The sequence below is a fragment of the Pseudomonas panipatensis genome (assembly GCF_900099785.1).
In the GTDB taxonomy this organism is placed as follows: Bacteria; Pseudomonadota; Gammaproteobacteria; order Pseudomonadales; family Pseudomonadaceae; genus Pseudomonas; species Pseudomonas panipatensis.
Genome location: NZ_FNDS01000003.1, coordinates 459181 through 476068, shown reverse-complemented (window position 1 = coordinate 476068; position 16888 = coordinate 459181). Strand labels below are relative to the sequence as shown.

20 protein-coding genes are annotated in these 16888 nt (G+C 66.9%); 2 read left to right on the top strand and 18 right to left on the bottom strand.

Going from position 1 to position 16888, the window contains the following annotated elements; translation table 11 throughout:
• Positions 1-33 precede the first annotated feature (33 nt).
• Positions 34-918, bottom strand: a complete 885-nt coding sequence (locus tag BLQ74_RS09910) for an EamA family transporter (protein ID WP_090262385.1) — start codon at positions 916-918, stop codon at positions 34-36.
• A 129-nt stretch (positions 919-1047) separates the two neighbouring features.
• Here BLQ74_RS09910 and BLQ74_RS09905 point away from each other — a divergent pair, with 129 nt between their 5' ends.
• The gene (locus tag BLQ74_RS09905; RefSeq protein ID WP_090262384.1) at positions 1048-1959 is read left to right on the top strand and encodes a LysR family transcriptional regulator; all 912 of its coding nucleotides are present in this window, start codon (positions 1048-1050) and stop codon (positions 1957-1959) included.
• Here BLQ74_RS09905 and BLQ74_RS09900 read toward each other — a convergent pair.
• From BLQ74_RS09900 to flgB, 14 genes are all read right to left on the bottom strand, one after another.
• Positions 1937-2548 carry an eCIS core domain-containing protein gene (locus BLQ74_RS09900; RefSeq protein ID WP_090262383.1) on the bottom strand — a complete coding sequence of 204 codons (612 nt, stop codon included), beginning with the start codon at positions 2546-2548 and terminating at the stop codon, positions 1937-1939. The genes BLQ74_RS09905 and BLQ74_RS09900 overlap by 23 nt on opposite strands.
• 108 nt (positions 2549-2656) lie before the next feature.
• Complete coding sequence (locus tag BLQ74_RS09895) at positions 2657-2983, bottom strand: tryptophan synthase subunit beta (protein ID WP_090262382.1); 327 nt, start codon at positions 2981-2983, stop codon at positions 2657-2659.
• A gap of 103 nt (positions 2984-3086) precedes the next feature.
• Entirely contained in the window at positions 3087-4124 is a 1038-nt protein-coding gene (locus BLQ74_RS09890; protein WP_090262381.1) for a hypothetical protein, read from the bottom strand.
• Positions 4125-4137: 13 nt separating this feature from the next.
• Entirely contained in the window at positions 4138-5052 is a 915-nt protein-coding gene (flgL, locus tag BLQ74_RS09885) for a flagellar hook-associated protein FlgL (protein WP_090262380.1), read from the bottom strand.
• A 36-nt stretch (positions 5053-5088) separates the two neighbouring features.
• The gene (gene flgK / locus BLQ74_RS09880; RefSeq protein ID WP_090262379.1) at positions 5089-6456 is read right to left on the bottom strand and encodes a flagellar hook-associated protein FlgK; all 1368 of its coding nucleotides are present in this window, start codon (positions 6454-6456) and stop codon (positions 5089-5091) included.
• Entirely contained in the window at positions 6453-7499 is a 1047-nt protein-coding gene (locus BLQ74_RS09875; protein WP_090262378.1) for a lytic transglycosylase domain-containing protein, read from the bottom strand. Before BLQ74_RS09875 ends, flgK begins: the two co-directional genes overlap by 4 nt.
• A gap of 9 nt (positions 7500-7508) precedes the next feature.
• Complete coding sequence (locus BLQ74_RS09870; RefSeq protein ID WP_090262377.1) at positions 7509-8612, bottom strand: flagellar basal body P-ring protein FlgI; 1104 nt, start codon at positions 8610-8612, stop codon at positions 7509-7511.
• 13 nt (positions 8613-8625) lie between these two features.
• Positions 8626-9288 (bottom strand): flagellar basal body L-ring protein FlgH, encoded by a 663-nt coding sequence (flgH, locus tag BLQ74_RS09865; protein WP_090262376.1) that lies wholly within the window; start codon positions 9286-9288, stop codon positions 8626-8628.
• A 5-nt stretch (positions 9289-9293) separates the two neighbouring features.
• On the bottom strand, positions 9294-10079 hold the full coding sequence (flgG, locus tag BLQ74_RS09860; protein ID WP_090262375.1) for a flagellar basal-body rod protein FlgG: 786 nt from the start codon (positions 10077-10079) through the stop codon (positions 9294-9296).
• 52 nt (positions 10080-10131) lie between these two features.
• On the bottom strand, positions 10132-10857 hold the full coding sequence (gene flgF, locus BLQ74_RS09855; RefSeq protein ID WP_090262374.1) for a flagellar basal-body rod protein FlgF: 726 nt from the start codon (positions 10855-10857) through the stop codon (positions 10132-10134).
• Between the two features lie 9 nt (positions 10858-10866).
• On the bottom strand, positions 10867-12054 hold the full coding sequence (flgE, locus tag BLQ74_RS09850; protein ID WP_090262373.1) for a flagellar hook protein FlgE: 1188 nt from the start codon (positions 12052-12054) through the stop codon (positions 10867-10869).
• 26 nt (positions 12055-12080) lie between these two features.
• Positions 12081-12749, bottom strand: a complete 669-nt coding sequence (locus tag BLQ74_RS09845) for a flagellar hook capping FlgD N-terminal domain-containing protein (RefSeq protein WP_090262372.1) — start codon at positions 12747-12749, stop codon at positions 12081-12083.
• Positions 12746-13177 carry a flagellar basal body rod protein FlgC gene (flgC, locus tag BLQ74_RS09840; RefSeq protein ID WP_090262371.1) on the bottom strand — a complete coding sequence of 144 codons (432 nt, stop codon included), beginning with the start codon at positions 13175-13177 and terminating at the stop codon, positions 12746-12748. The genes BLQ74_RS09845 and flgC overlap by 4 nt, the downstream gene beginning before the upstream one ends.
• A 4-nt stretch (positions 13178-13181) precedes the next feature.
• Entirely contained in the window at positions 13182-13550 is a 369-nt protein-coding gene (gene flgB / locus BLQ74_RS09835; protein ID WP_090262370.1) for a flagellar basal body rod protein FlgB, read from the bottom strand.
• An 81-nt stretch (positions 13551-13631) separates the two neighbouring features.
• Here flgB and flgA point away from each other — a divergent pair, with 81 nt between their 5' ends.
• Positions 13632-14438 carry a flagellar basal body P-ring formation chaperone FlgA gene (gene flgA / locus BLQ74_RS09830; RefSeq protein WP_244507167.1) on the top strand — a complete coding sequence of 269 codons (807 nt, stop codon included), beginning with the start codon at positions 13632-13634 and terminating at the stop codon, positions 14436-14438.
• Here the strand turns inward: flgA and BLQ74_RS09825 are convergent.
• From BLQ74_RS09825 to vioA, 3 genes are read right to left on the bottom strand one after another with little or no spacing between them, the layout of a single operon-like run.
• Positions 14419-15015, bottom strand: a complete 597-nt coding sequence (locus BLQ74_RS09825; RefSeq protein ID WP_212633133.1) for an acyltransferase — start codon at positions 15013-15015, stop codon at positions 14419-14421. The two genes, flgA and BLQ74_RS09825, sit on opposite strands and share 20 nt — an antisense overlap.
• A gap of 10 nt (positions 15016-15025) precedes the next feature.
• Positions 15026-15748 carry a class I SAM-dependent methyltransferase gene (locus BLQ74_RS09820; protein WP_090262369.1) on the bottom strand — a complete coding sequence of 241 codons (723 nt, stop codon included), beginning with the start codon at positions 15746-15748 and terminating at the stop codon, positions 15026-15028.
• Complete coding sequence (gene vioA / locus BLQ74_RS09815) at positions 15724-16884, bottom strand: dTDP-4-amino-4,6-dideoxy-D-glucose aminotransferase VioA (RefSeq protein ID WP_090262368.1); 1161 nt, start codon at positions 16882-16884, stop codon at positions 15724-15726. Before vioA ends, BLQ74_RS09820 begins: the two co-directional genes overlap by 25 nt.
• Between the last annotated feature and the right edge of the window lie 4 nt (positions 16885-16888).

The window sequence follows — 16888 nt, the reverse complement described above, 5'->3', positions numbered from 1 at the left end:
TCCCTCCTGACAGAGACAGCATGCTCGCCTGCTTCAGCCACGCACGGCGGTCGCGGATGCCTGGCCGTCACGCGGACGCTGCGCCCGCTGGCTGAGCCAGACACTGCCGAGCACCACCAGCATGCCGAGTAACTGCGGGGCGTTGAGGCGCTGATCGAGCAAAGCCCAGCCAAGCATCACCGCACTGAGCGGACTGAGGAAGCCCAGCGACGACACCAGCGCCGGCTCAAGGCGCGCCACGCCGCGGAACCACAGCACGTAGGTCAGCGCCGCACCGATTCCCCCCAGATAGACCAGGCCCAATAGGTTCGCTCCACTCAAAGGCGGCAATGCCGGCTCCAGGCAAAGCGCCAGTGGCACCAGTAGCAGCCCACCGGCGCTGAGTTGCCAGGCGCAGAAGGTCAATGCCGGCACCGGTGGCTGCCAGCGCCGGCTGAGTACCGTGCCCAAGGCCATGCTCAAGGCGCCGAGCAGGCCGGCAAGGACGCCCAGCGGATCCAGCGTAGCCGCTGGCGTCAACACCAGCAGACCCACCCCGCCGCTGCCAGCCACTGCGGCGAGCAATGCCAGCGCGCGCACCGGGCTGCCCAGCAGTAAACGCGCCAGCAGCACCACGAGCAGTGGCTGCACCGAGCTGAGCGTGGCAGCGACACCGCCCGGCAGGCGGTAGGCGGCGACCAGCAAGAGCACCCAGAATAGCGAGAAGTTCAAGGCGCCGAGCAGCGCTATGCGCAACCACCAGATCCCCTGCGGCAAGCAGCGCACCGCCAGCAGTAGCAAAAGCCCCGCCGGCAGCGCACGCAGCATCGCCAGGGTCAGCGGGTAGCCCGCCGGTAGAAGGCTGGTGACGACGATGTAGGTACTGCCCCAGATAGTTGGGGCCAAGGCGGTAAGGAACAGGTCGGAGTGACGGCTCATGCGGACGGACCTCTCGGGCTGGAAGGGGCGGACGCCCTGAATAGCGCCGCCGGGCCAGACTAATTGCCGTCATCCAACGAATGAATACACACTACGTTCACTTCACCATTCACCAGAAGTGATCAATGCATGGACCAGCTCACCGCCCTTCGCGTGTTCCGTAACGTCGTCGAACAGGGCGGCTTCGCCGCCGCTGCGCGCAAGCTGGGACTGTCCCCAGCGGCGATAAGCAAAAACATTGGCGAACTGGAAGCACACCTTGCCACTCGCCTGCTCAACCGCACCACCCGGCGCATGAGCCTGACCGAAGCCGGCAGGCAGTACTACCAGCAACTGGCGCGGATTCTCGACGACCTCGATGACGCCGACCGCTCCCTGGGGCCGCTGCGAGACCACCTCAGCGGCACCCTGCGGGTCAGCGCGCCCATGACCTTCAGCCTGGAATGCCTGACCCGGCATATCCCGGTTTTTCTCGAACGCCACCCGCAACTGGCCCTCGACCTGCAACTGGATGACCGCCGCGTCGATATCGTCAAGGAAGGCTTCGACCTGGCCATCCGCGGCAGCGACCAGTTGCAGGACTCCAGTCTGGTCGCGCGTCATCTGACCACCCTGGAACATGTGATCTGCGCGTCCCCGGCCTACTTCCAACGGCACGGACAGCCGCACCGGCCGGAGGACCTGCAGCAGCACCAGTGCCTGCGCTTCAGTCTGTCAGGGCACGCCAACACCTGGACCTTCGGCAAGAACGGCAAGGACGTCACGGTGCCGGTGAAAGGCCGCTACCAGGTCAGCTCCAGCCTGGCGATCCGCGATGCGCTACGCGCGGGCCTGGGGCTGAGCCTGGTACCGCTGGCCTATGTCCGTGAAGACCTTGAGCGCGGCGTCTTGCAGAGCGCGCTGGATGACTGGACAAAAGTGCGTATCCAGGTGCATGCGCTCTACCCTTCCGCGCGCTACCTGAACCCCAAGGTGCGCGCCTTCATCGACTTTCTCCTGGAAATCCTCGGCGAACCGCTCACTTGTGGGTCTGCTGGGTAACCCGGCGCTGCGCCTGCTCCACCTGGTTCTGGATGGCGTAGGCGGGACTTTCCAGTTCGTTGTAGTTGCGCACGTAGCGTTCAGCGAAGCCGTCCACGCCGAGCTTGCGGTACTGCTGCACGTGCTGCAGTTCGTGGGCCCACAGCGCCAGGTCGTTCTGTGCCGCCTTGGCGTCGCGGAAGACGATGACATCGACCAGGGTCACGGCGGCGACGTCTTCGTTCTGCAGCATGGCGTTGGCGGCGTCGAGCTGCTGGCTGTCGCCGACCCGGTAGCGCGCCGCGTCCAACACCTCGTCGGGGTAGTAGTCGCGCAATTGCACGCGCAGGTTGAGCGGGATCGGCTCGACGCCCTCGGCCACGGCCTGGTCGCGGGCGCGCTGCAGCCAGCCGGCGAGGGCCGGCGCGGCGACCTGGCGCACCTGCTTCTGCAGCGCGTCGAGGCTGCCATCGGGATCGGATACGCAGAGACACTGGGCCAGGCAGACTTCGACCTGGCCGGCCGGACAGGCCAGCAGTGGCGTGCTGATGAATGCAGAGAGGATCAGCGCGGCCAGACGGCGCGCGCGCGGTGCACGAAGGTGGGGCAATTGGCGCTCCTGGGGGACGACAGGCGGGCGAGGATACCCGCAGCGCCTATAGACCGCAGCGCCGCGCAAGCGTTGCAGGCGACGGACGGCCAGGTCCGCGCGGCGGCGCTACGGCTCGTCGGCGTGGTCGGCCAGGCCTTCCAGCTCGGCGCGCGCCACGGCGCGCTCGTCGAGCTTGCGCCGGGCGGCTTCCGGCAGGTCGGTGTAGCGGATCACGCCGCGCTCCACCAGCACGTTGACCACGTCTTCGAGCACGCGGATCACGTCCAGGTCGGACTGCCGCAGCAGGTCCAGCCGGCTACGCACCTCGGTGCGCGCGTCGAGCCAGGCCTTTAGCTCCTCGCTCTGATAGGCCAGGGTGTCGTTCATGCCCTCGAATGGCTGGCTCTCCACTCTCAGCAACCTGCCTTGCCCATCCCTTTGTACATAGACCATTCGAATCGCCTTCACCGTCGTTGCCAAAGGAGCGAAGGGGGCCCTCCCCCTTTCCGCCTGCTCGGACCGCCAATCGGTCGCTAGGTTCGGTGCAGCTTAGCAATCAAGAAAGCAGGCTTACCACCGCGAAACGACTGAGGTTGGCCTGGGCCACCACCGTCTGTGTCACCGCCGCATAGCTGGCGTCACTGTTGCGCACCAGGTTGAACACGTTGGCCGCGTAGTCTTCCGCCCATTGCTGCTCGTCCTGGTTGGCCTGGCGGGCGAGGAACTCGCGGATCTCGCTCTGCCGCTGGCGCAACTGGTCGCGCAGCGTGCCGATGCGGTCGAGGGCGCCGATCACCCCGTCGAGCATCCGCCGCAGTTCGCGCTGGTCGTTGCCCGAGACGCTGGCGGGAAGATCCAGCAGGCGCTCCTCGCGAACCTGCACATGGCTCGCGCGTTCCTTGGCGAAGCGTTTGCCTTCGCCCTGCAAGGCCAACTGTTCCTTGAGCTGCGGCCATTCGCTTTCCGCCACCGAGAAGGTCAGCGTGCCGCCCTGCCCCACCTCCGCGCGGATGCCCGAGGCAGCCAGGCCGATATTGAAGCTGCGCAGCAACTGCTGGTCGCTCATGGCATCGTCCAGCACCACCACGCCCGGTTCGCTCAGGCTACGCCCGGCACTGAACAGCAGGGTTTCGCGGCCGCCGTTGCGGGCCTGGTCGAGGGTCGCCAGGCCATCGATGCTGAAACGCGCGCGCGCCGGTTCGTGCAGGCGCAGTTGCAGGTTGGCGTCGAGGCTGCCGCCGGTGCGTTCGCTGCGCTGCGCGAGCAATTCGTCGACCTGCTTGAGCTGCTGCTCCAGCGCCTGCCGCGCGCTGCCCTGGGCACCGCTCAGCTCACGGCCGATGCTGAGCTTGAGCTGGTTCAGCCGATCGGCCAGCTCACCGAGGTAATCCTCGGCGGTCTGCATGGCGCTGAGCTGCTGGTTGAGCTGGATGCTGAAGCCGGCGGCCTGGCCCGCGCCACGCTCGCTGCGCGCGCCGGCGCTGCTCGCGCCGCTGCCCTTGCGCGGTTGCGCAAGGCCGCTGGCGCCCTGCAAGGGCGGACGCTCCTGGCCATCGATGGCGGCGACCGCCGGGAAGCGGTTCTCGACCTTCATGCCGCGCGCCTCCTCAGAGCAGACTGAACAGCGACAGGCCGTTGACCGTCATGTAGGTCTTCTGCGTCGCCTGCAGCGCCAGCTTGTAGTTGCCCAGGTCGATACTGGCCTTGCTGTAGTCCAGCGCCGAGAGGTCGCCTTCGATCTTCTGGTTGACCAGGGAAACGTCCTGATTGCTGGTGTTCAGCAGGGTCAGGGTGTTCTGCCGGCCGCCGAGGTCGGTGATGGCGCCGAGCACCTTGCCGTGGCTGTCGTCGAGCTGGTTGATGGTGTCGCGGATGCTCTGCACGGTGGCCGGGTCGCTGGCGTTCAGTGCCGGGTTCTTCAAGGTGGCCACCAGGCCGTGCAGCTTGTTGAGCAGGTCCATGCCGGTGCCGAACAGCGGTTGGATCGGCACGTTCTCGTCGACCAGCACGCCATTGGCCACCGCCGCCTGGCGGGTCTTGTCATTGCCGTTGGCGGCGTAGGTGCCGGTGACCGAGTCGTAGACCACCGCCGGACGATCGCTGAGGGTCCCGGAGAACAGATAGCGGCCCTCCTCGTCGCGCACGTTGAGGTAGCTGACCAGGGTCGACTCCAGGGTCGACAGCTCGCCGGCCATGGCGTTGAGCTGCTCGGTGGAGTTCGAGCCGTTGGCCGCCCAGAGCAACAGGTCGCGGATGTTGAGCATGGTGTCCGAGGTGGACTGCAGGTTGGTTTCCTGGGTCGACAGGTTGCCCGAGACGTTGGTGATGTTGCTGCCGTATTGCGTCAGGCTCGCCTCGGAACGCTGGATGCGCAGGATGCGCACGCTGGCGATGGGGTCGTCCGAGGGGTGCTGGATACGGTTGCTGCTCGACATCTGTTGCATCAGCTCGGACATCTTCGAGGTGTTCTGATTCATCGAGTTGAGCAGGATGGAGGTGCTCTGCGAGTTGGTGATGCGCATGGGGCGTCTCGGCTTCGGTTACGGGCTGGGCGGCGTTCAGAACGCCGCGAGCATGCTGTCGAAAAGGCTCTTGGCGGTACTGATGACCTTCATGTTGGCCTGGTAGGCCTGCTGGTAGGTCATCAGGTTCACCGCTTCCTCGTCGAGGTTCACCGCGCTGACGCTGTCGCGCTGTTTCTGCGCCTGCTGGGTAACGCTGGTGGCGGTGGTCAGGTCGGCCTGGTTCTGCCGGCTGGCGCTGGCCACCTGGCCGATCAGCCCGGCATAGGCGTCGTTCACCGAGACCGAGCTGCCGTTGACCGTGATGTTCTGGTTCTTCAGGTTGAGCAGGGCGAGCAGATTGCCGTTGTTACCGCTCTCCCCCTGGCTGTCGGACAGCGCCAACTGGCGCGGCTGCAGGCCGGTCAGGCTGAGCAGCTTGCTGGTGCTGCCGCTGTTGTATTGCAGCAGCGGCTGGCCGGCGTTGCCGTCGAGGTCGTAGCCGCCGGCCAGGGTGCTGTTGACCAGGCCGGCGATCTGGCTGGCCATGCCGCTGATGGCGCCCAAATTCGGTCGCAGGGTCTTGTATTCGGTGTCATAGAGCGCGCCCATGGAGCCGCCCAGGCCTTGCTGGTCGATGGCGAACTGGGTGCCGGCGAAGGACAGGCTGACATCCTGTTCGCCGGTGCTGGTCAGGCTCACGCTCAGCTGCGCGGCGGAGGCGCCGGCCACCAGCGGCTGGCCGTTGGCCAGGGACACCGAGAGCGAACCGTCGGCGGCCGTGGTGGTGCGGATGCTGCTGTACTGGCTGAGCTGGGTGATCAGGTTGTCGCGCTGGTCCTGCAGTGCCGTGGCGTCGGCGCCGGCGGACTGCGCGGCGGTGATCTTCTTGTTGAGCAGGGCGACATTGCTGGTCAGGCCGTTGATCTCGCCGACCATGGTGCCGCGTTGCTCCTGCAGCGAGGTGAGCTGGGTGGCGATGTTGCCGCTGAGGGTGTTGAAGCGCTGCGCCAGGTTGCCGGTCTCGGCGATGATCTGCTGGCGCAGGGCGATGGAGTCCGGCGTGGCGCTGGCGGCGCTGATGGCAGCGAAGAAGTTGTCGAGGCCGACGCTGATGCTGGCGCCATCGCTGGACATCAGGTCTTCCAGCGAGCCGAGGTACTGCTGCGAGTTGCTGTAGTAGTTCTGCGCGGTGGTGGCGCGGCGCAGTTGCTGGCTGAGGAAGTCGTCGGACATGCGCCGGATGCTGGTCACCTGCACGCCGCCACCGGGGCTGCGCGCGCCCTCGCCGGCGAGCGAACTCATCACCGTGGACAGACGGCTGAAACCGGGGGTGTTGACGTTGGAGGTGTTCTGCCCGGTGACCGACAGGGCGATCTCCGAGGCACGCACGCCACTGTAGGCGATCTGCGTCAAATTGCTCACGACTGCTTCCCTCTCGGCTCCAGGCGTATCGGTTGGGCGAATGCCGCGGAGAGCGCCTGGTGGCGGGCCACCGGCGGAACATCCGGGCTATGCCCCTGATAGGCGACGGAATCGCCTTGCGGATTAAGCGCCGGCGCCAGACTCAGGCGCTCGCCGGCGTCCAGCGCCGGTTCGACCTGCTGCTGCGCGGTCGGCTGCTCGCTGACGCTGCGCGGCCGCCGCGCCAGGTCGTCGAGGATGCCGCGGGTGTAGTTGCGGGTTTCCTCGAAGGGGATGCGCTGCACCCAGGCGTCGCTGCCGATCTCGCCGGTGCGCGGATCGCCGTTGCTCTTCAGCCACTCGTCGACGCGGCCGGGACCGGCGTTGTAGGCCGCCAGGGCCAGGGCACGATGGCCGTCGTAGCGTTGCAGCAGCTCGTCGAGGTAGGCGCTGCCGAGCCGCTTGTTGTATTCGCCGTCGCTGGTCAGGCGCTGCTCGTCGAAGTCCAGGCCGAGCTTGGCGGCCATCTCCTTGGCGGTGTCCGGCATCAGTTGCATCAGGCCACGGGCGCCGCGCTGCGACACGGCGGCGACATCGCCGGCCGATTCATGGTCGATCAGGCTGTCCACCAGTTGGCCGAAGGCCGTGCTGCCACGCTGCCAGACCCGGCTGACCGCCTGCACGCCGCGCTGCCAGTCGGCCGCCACCGCCTGTTGCAGGCTGCGCGGCATGCCGCGCGCGTCGCCGCCGGCCAGGGCCTCGCCCTGGCTCTCGCTGGCATGCCCGGAGAGCTGGCGCACCAGCAGGTCGGCGATGCCGGTCTGCTTGCGCTGGGCGAGGTTGTCGGCCAGCGCGCTGTCGTAGAAGTCGCGCATGGTGTCGAGGTCGCGGCTGCGCAGCAGGCCACCGGCGGAGAGCACGTCGCCGGCCTTGCGCATCTGCTTGAGGATCTGTTGCAGGAACAGCGCCTCGAACTGCTCGGAAGCGGCCTCCAGGCGGGCCTGCGGGTTGCCCTGCTGGGTACGCGCGGCGTTCAGCGTGGTGGGGAGGGAAACGATGCTCATGCGGCCTGCCTAGATGACGATCAGTTCGGCGTTCAACGCCCCGGCTTTCTCCAGCGCCTGGAGGATGCTCATGACGTCGTCCGGGGTGGCGCCCAGGCTGTTCACGGTGTCGATGATGCTCTGCAGGCTGGCGCCCTCGGGCCACTTGAACATGGGCTTCTTGTCCTGGCTGACGTTGACGTTGGACTGCGGCGTCACCGCGGTCTGTCCCTGGGAGAACGGCGCCGGCTGGCTGACCTGGGGGTTCTCGCTGATGGTCACGGTGAGGGTGCCGTGGGACACCGCGGCGGCCTTGACCCGCACGCCCTGGCCGATGACCACGGTGCCGGTGCGGCTGTTGAACACCACCTTGGGCCGTTCGCGGCCTTCCTGCACCTCGACGCTTTCCAGCAGGGCCATGAAGCTGGTGCGCTGGTTCGCCGAGGCCGGCGCGCGCACGCTGACTTTGGTGCCGTCGAGGGCCTGGGCGGTGCCGCGGCCGAAGACGTTCTCCAGCGCGGTGACGATGTGCGCGGCGGTCTGGAAGCTCGGCTGGCGCAGGTTGAGCATGATGTCCGGGCGGCTGGCGAAGTCGCTGGGGATCATCCGTTCGATGGTCGCGCCATTGGGGATGCGTCCGCCGTTGGCGGTGTTGATGGCCACGCTGGAACCGCTCTGCCCGGTGGCGTTGAGACCGCCGACGGCCACCGACCCCTGGGCCAGGGCGTAGGTCTCGCCGTCGATGCCGCGCAGCGGCGTGAGCAGCAACTGGCCGCCGCGCAGGCTCTTGGCGTCGCCCAGCGAGGAGACGGTGACGTCCACCGTCTGCCCCGGACTGTAGGACGGCGGCACGCTGGCGGTGATGCTCACCGCGGCGACGTTCTTCAGCTTGGGATCGACGTTGCTCGGCAGGTTCACGCCGAACTGCTTGATCATGTTCACCACCGACTGGCTGGTGAACTTCACCTGGGTCTTGTCGCCGGTGCCGTCGAGGCCGACCACCAGGCCGTAGCCGACCAACTGGTTGCCACGGATGCCTTCGACGTCGACCAGGTCGAGCAGCGGCACGGCGCGGGCCGACAGCGGCAGCCAGAGCAGCGCCAGGGGCAAGAATAACTTGAGCGTCAGGCGCATGACCGGCCGAGCCTCACAACGGGAAGATGGGGTGGGTGAAGAAGCGCGTCAGCCAGCCGGCCGAGTTGCTGTCGTTGAGCACGCCACGCCCGGCATAGGAGATGTTGGCGTTGGCGACGTTCAGCGAGGACACCTGGTTGAAGCGGTTGATGTCTTCCATGCGCACCAGGCCGGTGAGGCGGATGAACTCCTCGCCCTGGTTCAGGCGCAGGTTCTTCTCGCCGCGCACCAGCAGCGTGCCGTTGGGCAGCACCTTGTGCACGGTGACGGCGATGGAGCCGCGCAGGGAGTTCTGCTGCGAACTCTTGGCGTCGCCCTTGAAGTCGCGCGTGCCCTTGGCCGAGCTTTCCAGGCGGTCGTAGTTGTGCCCGAGCACCTTGGGAATGCCGATGCCCACGTTCGAGTTCTTGTCGAAGCTGGTGCCGGCGCTCTTGCTCGACTGGGTCTGTTCTTCCAGCACCACCGTGAGGATGTCGCCGACACGCACGGCGCGCTGGTCCTGCACCAGGCCGCCGTAGTAGCCGGAGCGGAACAGGCCGCCGCCGGTGGTCGGCGGCAGGCTGTAGTCCAGCGCCGGCGGCTGGTAGGCGCTGGAGTCCTCGTCGGGGAGCATCTCGTGGAAGCTCGCGCAACCGCTGAGGGACAGCGCGGCGAGCAGCAACGGCAGGCGTTTCATCGGCGTCACGCGTTCTGGTTGAGGAACTGCTGCATGCCGGAGGCGGCATCCAGCACCTTGGCGTTGGCCTCGTAGGCACGCTGGATGGCGATCATGTTGACCATGGCCTCGACCACCTGCACGTTGGAGCCTTCCAGCACCCCCTGCTTGATGGTGCCCAGCCCCTGGTCGCCGGGCGTGCCTTCCACCGGCTGGCCGCTGGCCACGGTCTCGCGGTAGAGGTTGCCGCCGAGAGCTTCGAGGCCGGCCGGGTTGGTGAAGTTGACGATGGTGATCTGGCCGAGCTGGGTCGGCTGGGTCTCGCCCGGAAGGATCGCGGTGACGGTGCCGTCGCTGCCGACGGTGAAACTGGTGGCGCCGGTCGGCACCACGATGTTCGGCATCAGCGGCAGGCCCTGGGCGTTGACGATCATGCCGTCGTTGTTGAGCTGCAACTGGCCGTTCTCGGTGTACAGGGTGTCGCCGTTGGGCGCTTCGACCTGGAAGAAGCCACGGCCGACGATCGCCAGGTCCATCGGCTGGTTGGTGGTCTGCATGCTGCCTTCGGTGAAGACTTTCTGCGTGCCGGCGACGCGCACGCCGCTGCCGAGCTGGATGCCCGAGGGCACGGTGTTGACCTGGTCGGCCTGCGCGCCGGGCTGGCGGTCGATCGAGTAGAACAGGTCCTCGAAGACCACGCGGTCGCTCTTGAAGCCGGTGGTGTTGACGTTGGCCAGGTTGTTGGCGACCGCCGACAGCGCGGTGTCCTGCGCCGCCAGACCGGTCTTGCTGACCCAGAGTGCCGAACTCATCGTGTTTCTCCTTCACGGGCCGCGCCCTGCGCGGCCGGGGGGTTGTGGGGCGTCATTCGCGCAGTAGGCGGTCGCCGGCCGAGGACATGTCTTCGGCGGCTTTCATCATCTTCACCTGGGTCTCGAACATGCGGCTCAGGCTCATGGTCGCGGTGAGCTGGTCGATGGAGGACACGTTGCTCGCCTCCAGGTAACCGCTGACCAGGCGCACGCCGGCGCTCGTCTGCGCCGGCTGGCCGTCCTTGCGCACCAGCAGGCCGGCGTCGTTCTTCTTCAGCTCGGAGGCCTGCGCATCGACCAGCTTGATGCGGTCGACCTCGGTCGTCAGGTAATCGCCGCGCGGGATCACCGAGACGGTGCCGTCCTCGCCGATGTTCACGCTGTCGTATTCCGGCAGCACGATGGGACCGCCCTCGCCCATCACCTGGCGGCCGTTGATGGTCAGCCGCCCTTCGCTGTCGACGACCATGCTGCCGTGCCGGGTGTAGACCTCGCCGTTGCCGTCCTGCAGGGCGATCAGGCCCTGCCCGCGGATGGCGAAGTCGAGGTCGCGGCCGGTCACGGTGAGGGTGCCCGGGGTCATGTCGACGCCGTTGTTCTCCACGCTCGCCAGGTGCCGGCTGTCGTAGCCGTAGCCGCTCACGTCGACCGCGCGGGCGCGCTCCATGTCGGCGCGGAAGCCCGGGGTGTTGGCGTTGGCCAGGTTGTTCGCGCGCACCTGCAGCGACTGCATCGTGCGGCTGGCGGCGGTCATCGCGGTATAGGCCAGTCGGTCCATGGCTCAGCCTCAGATGGCGCTGAACAGCGCTTGGGTGAGTTCCTTGTCGGTGGTCAGCACCTTGGTGTTGGCCTGGTAGTTGCGCTGGCCTTCCATCAGGGTCACCAACTGCGCGGTGAGGTCGACGTTGGAGCCTTCCAGGGCGCCGCTGGTCAGGTTGCCGAACTGACCGTTGCCCGGCGCGCCGACCAGCGCGGCGCCGGAGGCCGAGGTCTCGGTCCAGGCGGTGCCGGTGACGGCCTTCAGGCCCTGCGCGTTGGCGAAGTTGGCCAGCACCACCTGGCCCTGCAGCAGGCGCTCGCCGTTGCTGTAGTTGACGTAGACCATGCCGGCGTCATCCACGGTCAGGCCGGTCTTGTCCCCGGAGGCATAGCCGCTGGCCTGGTTGGTGGTCACGGTGAAGTCGGAGCCGTACTGGGTGGTGCCGGCGTAGTTGACCGCGATCGACAGCGGCGCGACGCCGCCCGCCAGGCCGCCAACCGCCAGGGTCACCGGAGCCGCCGGGGCGGTGAGCATGCCGGCGCTGTCGAAGGTCAGCGCCTGGGTGCCGGTGGCGGTGCCATCGACGTAGTAGTGGCTGGTCCAGTCGTTGTCGGCGTTCTTCACGAAGTACTGGGTCAGGGTGTGTTGCTTGCCCTGGGAGTCGTACACCTTGGTGGTGTAGGTGGAGTTGTAGCTACTCGCCGTGGCCGGATCGAAGGCGGTGGCCGGCACGGCGCTGTCGGCGTTCAGATTGGCGACGAAGCTCAGGCTGTCGGTGGCCTTGGCCGGCAGGCTGGCGCTCTTCACCTGCAGGTCGCCGACGGTGCCGGCCAGCAGGTTGCCGGCGGCGTCGGTGGAGTACCCCTGCAGGCGCTGGCCGGAGGCATTCACCAGGTAGTTGGAGTTGTCGGTGTTGAACACCCCGGCGCGGCTGTACTGGCGCTCGCCGTTGCTGCCCTTGATGACGAAGAAGCCGGCCCCGGAGATGGCCAGGTCGAGGCTGCGGCTGGTGGTGGTGAGGCTGCCGCCGAGGCTGATGCTCTGGGTGTTGCCGAGCACTTCCACGCCCATCGCCTGGCTGTCGGCGTAGACGCTGCCGAACTCGCTGCGCGACGACTTGAAGCCGACGGTGCCGACGTTGGCGATGTTGTTGCTGACGGTGTCGAGTTGTTCGCTGACCGCGTTCAGGCCGGTCAAGGCAATGTTGAAGCTCATCGGGCGTAGATCCTCTGCAAAGGGGCTCAGGCAGCGCTGCTGCCGAATTCGACGATGTTGTAGAAGGGCACGGTGCCGACGCCGTCCACTTCGAGCACTGGGCCGTTGTTGCTGACCCGTACATGGCTGACCTTGCCGCCGATCTCTACCTTGGGTGTCTCGCCGCTGCTGGTCTTGATCGCGACGCTGTATTTGCCGGGAGCCAGTCCGAGCGCCTGGGGATCGATGCTGAACGACACGCTGCCGGCGTCCTGCGGACCGAGGGCAACTTCGCTGACCTCGCCGGTGGCGGCGCTGGTCAGTTGCAGCGTGGTGGTGCTGGAGGCGTGCTCCAGTTGCGCCTGGCCACCGACCACGGCGCTGTCCAGTTGCAGGCTGTCCGCCGAGACCATCACCTGGTGCCCGACCAGCCCGGCGGCGGAGAGGTTCTGCAGGTTGTCGGCCAGCACCAGGCTGTTCTTCTGGATGGTGTTGAGGTTCTCCAGACTCTTCACCTGGGACAGCTGCGAGTACTGGTTGACGAACTGCGTGCTGTCCACCGGGTTGGTGGGGTCCTGGTACTGGATCTGCGCCACCATCAGCGAGATGAAGTTGTTCTGCAGTTGCGAAACGTCGGTGAGGTTGGCGCTCGGGTTGCCGCTGTCGCTGCTCTGCGAAGCGGCGCTGGTGCCGCTGGTGCCGGTCACACTGCTCATACGTCTTCTCCCAGTTTGAGCAGGCCCTGCTGCATGCTCTTGACGCGATTGAGGACATCGACGCTGGTCTCGAAGCTGCGCGAGGCCGACATCATGTCGGTCATTTCCTCGATCTCGTTGACGTCGGGGTAGAACACATAGCCGTCGCGGTCGGCCAGTGGGTTGTTCGGTTCGTAGCGGCGCTGCGGGTCGCGGCCGGAGGTGACCACGTCGAGCACCTGCACGCGCGCGCCGCCCATGCCGGCGCCACGGCTCAGCTCGTCGTTGCCGTACACCGCGGCGAACATCGGCTTGCGCGCCTGGTACACGCTGCTGGCGCTGGACGCCGCGGAGTCGGCGTTGGCCAGGTTGCTGGCGACGGTGTTCAGGCGCACGGTCTGGGCGTTCATCGCCGACCCGGCGATGCGGTAGATGGAATCGAATGCCATGGGCTCAACGTCCTTCGATGGCCTGCTTGAGGCCGCGGAAATTCATGCCGAGGAAGGTCAGGCTGGTCTGGAAGCCGGTGACGTTGCGCGAGAACTCCGCCTGCTCGACACCCTGCTCGACGCTGTTGCCGTCTTCCGACGGCTGGTTCGGGATGCGGTACTTCAGTTGCGCCGGTTCGTCGGCGAACGCCAGATCGGCGTCCTCGCCATGCGGATCGAGGCGCTGCATCTCGCCGGCGAAATCGATATCGCGGGCGAGGAATCCGGGGGTGTCCTGGTTGGCCAGGTTGGCAGCGAGAATCTCGCTGCGCTGCGTACGCACCTGGAGCGCGCGCACATGCACGCCCAAGGCTTCATCTACCCGTATGCTCATCGGTGGTGCTCTCCGGCCTGACTCTTGCTGGCGTGCTCTTCAGCAGGAACCGTGCCGATCTTTCAGATAGAGAGCAAAGCCTTGATTTCATTGAATTTCATCAACCACACCGGGCGCCTGACCGGGCGCCTGCTTCCGCTTTCGCGTCGCCCGGCGACGGTATGCGGAAAAGCCCTTTCCGCCCTTTTCCTGGTCCTCGCCGGCGGCCTCGGCGCGTCCCCGACCCTGGCCGCCGACGATGCCCGCGGGCAGATCGAACAGGCGATCGGCGCGCAGCTCGACGCGCAATTCGCCGAGGAAGCCCGGCGCAATGGCTGGCAGGGCCTGCGCACGCAATACAGCCACGAACTGCTCGGCGCGCCGCCGGCGCTCGCCTGCGCCAGCGCGCTACAGGTACAGCGGCGCAGCGAAGACGCCTCGCCCCTCGCCCGCCAGCGCTTCGAGGTGCATTGCGCCGACACCGAGGGCTGGACGCTGATGGTCAGCACCCAGGCCAGCGCCTTCCTCCCAGTGGTGTACTCCAGCGGCGTGCTGGAGCGCGGCGCCATCCTCGGCAGCCAGGACCTGCAGCTGCAGCCCCTGAACATCGCCCGCGCGCCGCATGGTTTCTTCACCCGCATCGACCAGGTGATCGGCCAGAGCGCGCGCCGCCGCATCCGCGCCGGCCAGCCCCTGAGCCCGGCGCTGCTGGGCTCGGCGCAGGTGGTCAAGCGCGGCCAGCAGGTGCGCATCAACGCCAGCCGCGACGGCATCGAAGCCAGCGCCCCAGGCGAGGCGCTGGCCAACGGACAACAGGGTGACGTGATCAAGGTGCGCAACCTGGGCAGCCAGAAAGTGATTCAGGCCCAGGTGGTGGATGCCGGCGTGGTCAGCAGCACCTATCAGTGAAGCGCGGCGGCCGCAGCGGCTCGAACGGCCGCTCGGCGATCAACTCGCGCTCCAGGCGCAGGATGGTCTCCGACTCCCGCGCCTTGAGCCACCGCGCCGGCACGCCGGCATAGACGCCCCAGGGCGCCAGCGACTTGCCGACCATCGAGCTGGCGCCCACGGCCGCGCCTTCGCCGATGTGGACGCCGGGCAGCACGCTGCAATTGGCGCCGACGATGGCGTGGCGACCGACGTGCACGAACGAGCGATGCACCTTGCGGTAAGGCGCCGGAATGGTCGAGTTGGCCATGCCGGCGCCGAGGAAATCATCGGTGCCGGCGATGATCCGCACCCCGGAAGACAGCGTGGAAAAGTCCTCCAGCAGCGCCTCGCCACCGGAGATCGAGGTGTACGAGGCGATGTGCACGTAACTGCCGATGTACACCGGGGCATTCGCGTAGATCAGCACGAAGTCGTCGATGATCACGTTGCTGCCGATATGAATGTGTTCGCAGCCGATGATTCGCGCGCCGGCATAGATGCGCACGTTTTCGCCGACATGCTTGAAGCCCATGCGGCTGACGTCGAGACAGCTCATCCCCTATCCCTCACTTGCGCCCGATGTAGAGCACCGACTGCTCGCTGATGCCGTGATGGCGGAACACCCCGGCGCCGAAGGCCGCGCTGTCCAGCGCCTGAACCTGGAAGCCGGCGCGCTGCAAGCGCGCCAGGTAGTCGTCGCGGGCATACATGCGCACGTGGTCGTCCTGGCCGAAACGGCGCCAGCGTTCGCTGACTTCGGTGACCGTGGGGTCTTCGTCGGTCTCCGCCTGGGTAAGCAGGATCGGCACCATGAGAATCGCCGCGCCGCCCGGCGCCAGCACACGGAACAACTCGGCCATCGCCTTGGCGTCGTCCGGCACGTGTTCGAGCACATGGGAGCAGAGGATGAAATCGAAGGACGCATCGGCATAGAGGCCCATGTCGGTGATGTCCACCTGGTCATCCGCCAGCGGCGAGCACAGATCGGCGGAGCGGTAATGCACGTTCGGCAGCCCGCAGAGCAAGCGCGACAGGGCCACGGCCGGGGCGATGTCGAGCACGCGCATCGGCTGCTCGCCGGTCCAGCTCAGGCAGGCGCGCACGAACAGCGCATAAAGCCGCTCGCGATCCGCCGCGCCGCAGTGCGGGCAACTGTACTGGCCGACGTTGAGGGTCTCGAAGTCTTCCAGCGAATAGTCCACCGGCAAGCCGTTGAACAGGCGCACATAGCTCTCGGACAGCGGCAGGAAGTTGGGCACCTGGCTCAGGCACAGGGAACATTGGCGCATGAAGGGCTCCTCGTGCGGGCAGGGATCGAACAGCCGCGCAGCACATCGATCACGCGCAGCTGCTGTTCATCGGTCAGGTCGGGGTAGATCGGCAGGCAGAGGATGCGGCTGGATATCTCGGCCGCCACCGCCAGGTTGCCGCGCTGCGCCGATGGCAGGCCGCGGTACATCGGGAAGTCGGAAATCAGCGGATAGAAATAGCGCCGCGAATAGATGTTCTCCTCGCGTAGGCGCTCGTAGAGTCCATCGCGCGCGAGCGGATAGTCGTCCTCGACCAGGATCGGGAAGTAGGCGTGATTGGCCAGCGCCTCGCCGCTATCCGGCAGGCAGCGGATACCGGGAATCCCGCCGAGCAGCGCGCGGTAGCGGCGGTCGATCTGCCGGCGCCGCTCGATGGCGCCATCCACCCGCTGCAATTGCAGCAGGCCGAGGGCCGCGTTGATTTCACTCATCTTGCCGTTGATTCCCGGCGCCACCACGGTGACCTCGTCGACGAAGCCGAAGTTCTTCAAGTGGTCGATGCGCTGCTTGGTCTTAGCGTCCGGGCAGACGATGGCGCCGCCCTCGAAGGTGTTGAACACCTTGGTCGCATGGAAGCTGAGGATCGACAGGTCGCCGTGGCGCAGGAGACTGCCGCCGGCATCCTCGACCCCGAAGGCATGGGCGGCGTCGTAGATCACCTTGAGGTTGTAGATGTCGGCGATGCGCTGGATCGCCTCGACGTCACAGGGCCGGCCATAGCAGTGCACCGGCAGGATCGCCGTGGTCTGCGGAGTGATCGCCGCCTCGATGCGCCGTGGATCGAGGTTGAGGCTGTGCGGGTCGATGTCGACGAACACCGGCTTGATGCCATTCCACAGCAGCGAGTGCGCGGTGGCCACGAAGGAATACGGCGTGGTGATCACCTCGCCGGTGATGCGCAGCGCCTGCAGCGCGGTGACCAGCGCCAGGGTGCCGTTGGCGAACAGGGCGATGTGCTCGACGCCCAGGTAGTCGCACAGCGCCTTTTCCAGTTGCTGGTGGAAAGGACCGCCATTGGTGAGGATGCGCCTGTCCCAGATCTCCTGCAGGTAAGGCAGGAAATCCTCCAGCGGCGGCAGGTGCGGCTGCGTGACGTAGATCGGTTTGTCGCTCATTCAC

Coding starts and splice junctions, on each gene's coding strand:
- flgB (WP_090262370.1), bottom strand. CDS start 13,550: ATGAGCATACGGGTAGATGAAGCCTTGGGCGTGCATGTGCGCGCGCTC.
- BLQ74_RS09845 (WP_090262372.1), bottom strand. CDS start 12,749: ATGAGCAGTGTGACCGGCACCAGCGGCACCAGCGCCGCTTCGCAGAGC.
- flgL (WP_090262380.1), bottom strand. CDS start 5,052: ATGCGCATCACCAACTCGCAGAGCACCTCCATCCTGCTCAACTCGATG.
- flgE (WP_090262373.1), bottom strand. CDS start 12,054: ATGAGCTTCAACATTGCCTTGACCGGCCTGAACGCGGTCAGCGAACAA.
- flgC (WP_090262371.1), bottom strand. CDS start 13,177: ATGGCATTCGATTCCATCTACCGCATCGCCGGGTCGGCGATGAACGCC.
- flgG (WP_090262375.1), bottom strand. CDS start 10,079: ATGAGTTCGGCACTCTGGGTCAGCAAGACCGGTCTGGCGGCGCAGGAC.
- flgH (WP_090262376.1), bottom strand. CDS start 9,288: ATGAAACGCCTGCCGTTGCTGCTCGCCGCGCTGTCCCTCAGCGGTTGC.
- BLQ74_RS09895 (WP_090262382.1), bottom strand. CDS start 2,983: ATGGTCTATGTACAAAGGGATGGGCAAGGCAGGTTGCTGAGAGTGGAG.
- BLQ74_RS09820 (WP_090262369.1), bottom strand. CDS start 15,748: ATGCGCCAATGTTCCCTGTGCCTGAGCCAGGTGCCCAACTTCCTGCCG.
- BLQ74_RS09825 (WP_212633133.1), bottom strand. CDS start 15,015: ATGAGCTGTCTCGACGTCAGCCGCATGGGCTTCAAGCATGTCGGCGAA.
- BLQ74_RS09905 (WP_090262384.1), top strand. CDS start 1,048: ATGGACCAGCTCACCGCCCTTCGCGTGTTCCGTAACGTCGTCGAACAG.
- BLQ74_RS09875 (WP_090262378.1), bottom strand. CDS start 7,499: ATGAGCATCGTTTCCCTCCCCACCACGCTGAACGCCGCGCGTACCCAG.
- flgF (WP_090262374.1), bottom strand. CDS start 10,857: ATGGACCGACTGGCCTATACCGCGATGACCGCCGCCAGCCGCACGATG.
- vioA (WP_090262368.1), bottom strand. CDS start 16,884: ATGAGCGACAAACCGATCTACGTCACGCAGCCGCACCTGCCGCCGCTG.
- BLQ74_RS09910 (WP_090262385.1), bottom strand. CDS start 918: ATGAGCCGTCACTCCGACCTGTTCCTTACCGCCTTGGCCCCAACTATC.
- BLQ74_RS09890 (WP_090262381.1), bottom strand. CDS start 4,124: ATGAAGGTCGAGAACCGCTTCCCGGCGGTCGCCGCCATCGATGGCCAG.
- BLQ74_RS09870 (WP_090262377.1), bottom strand. CDS start 8,612: ATGCGCCTGACGCTCAAGTTATTCTTGCCCCTGGCGCTGCTCTGGCTG.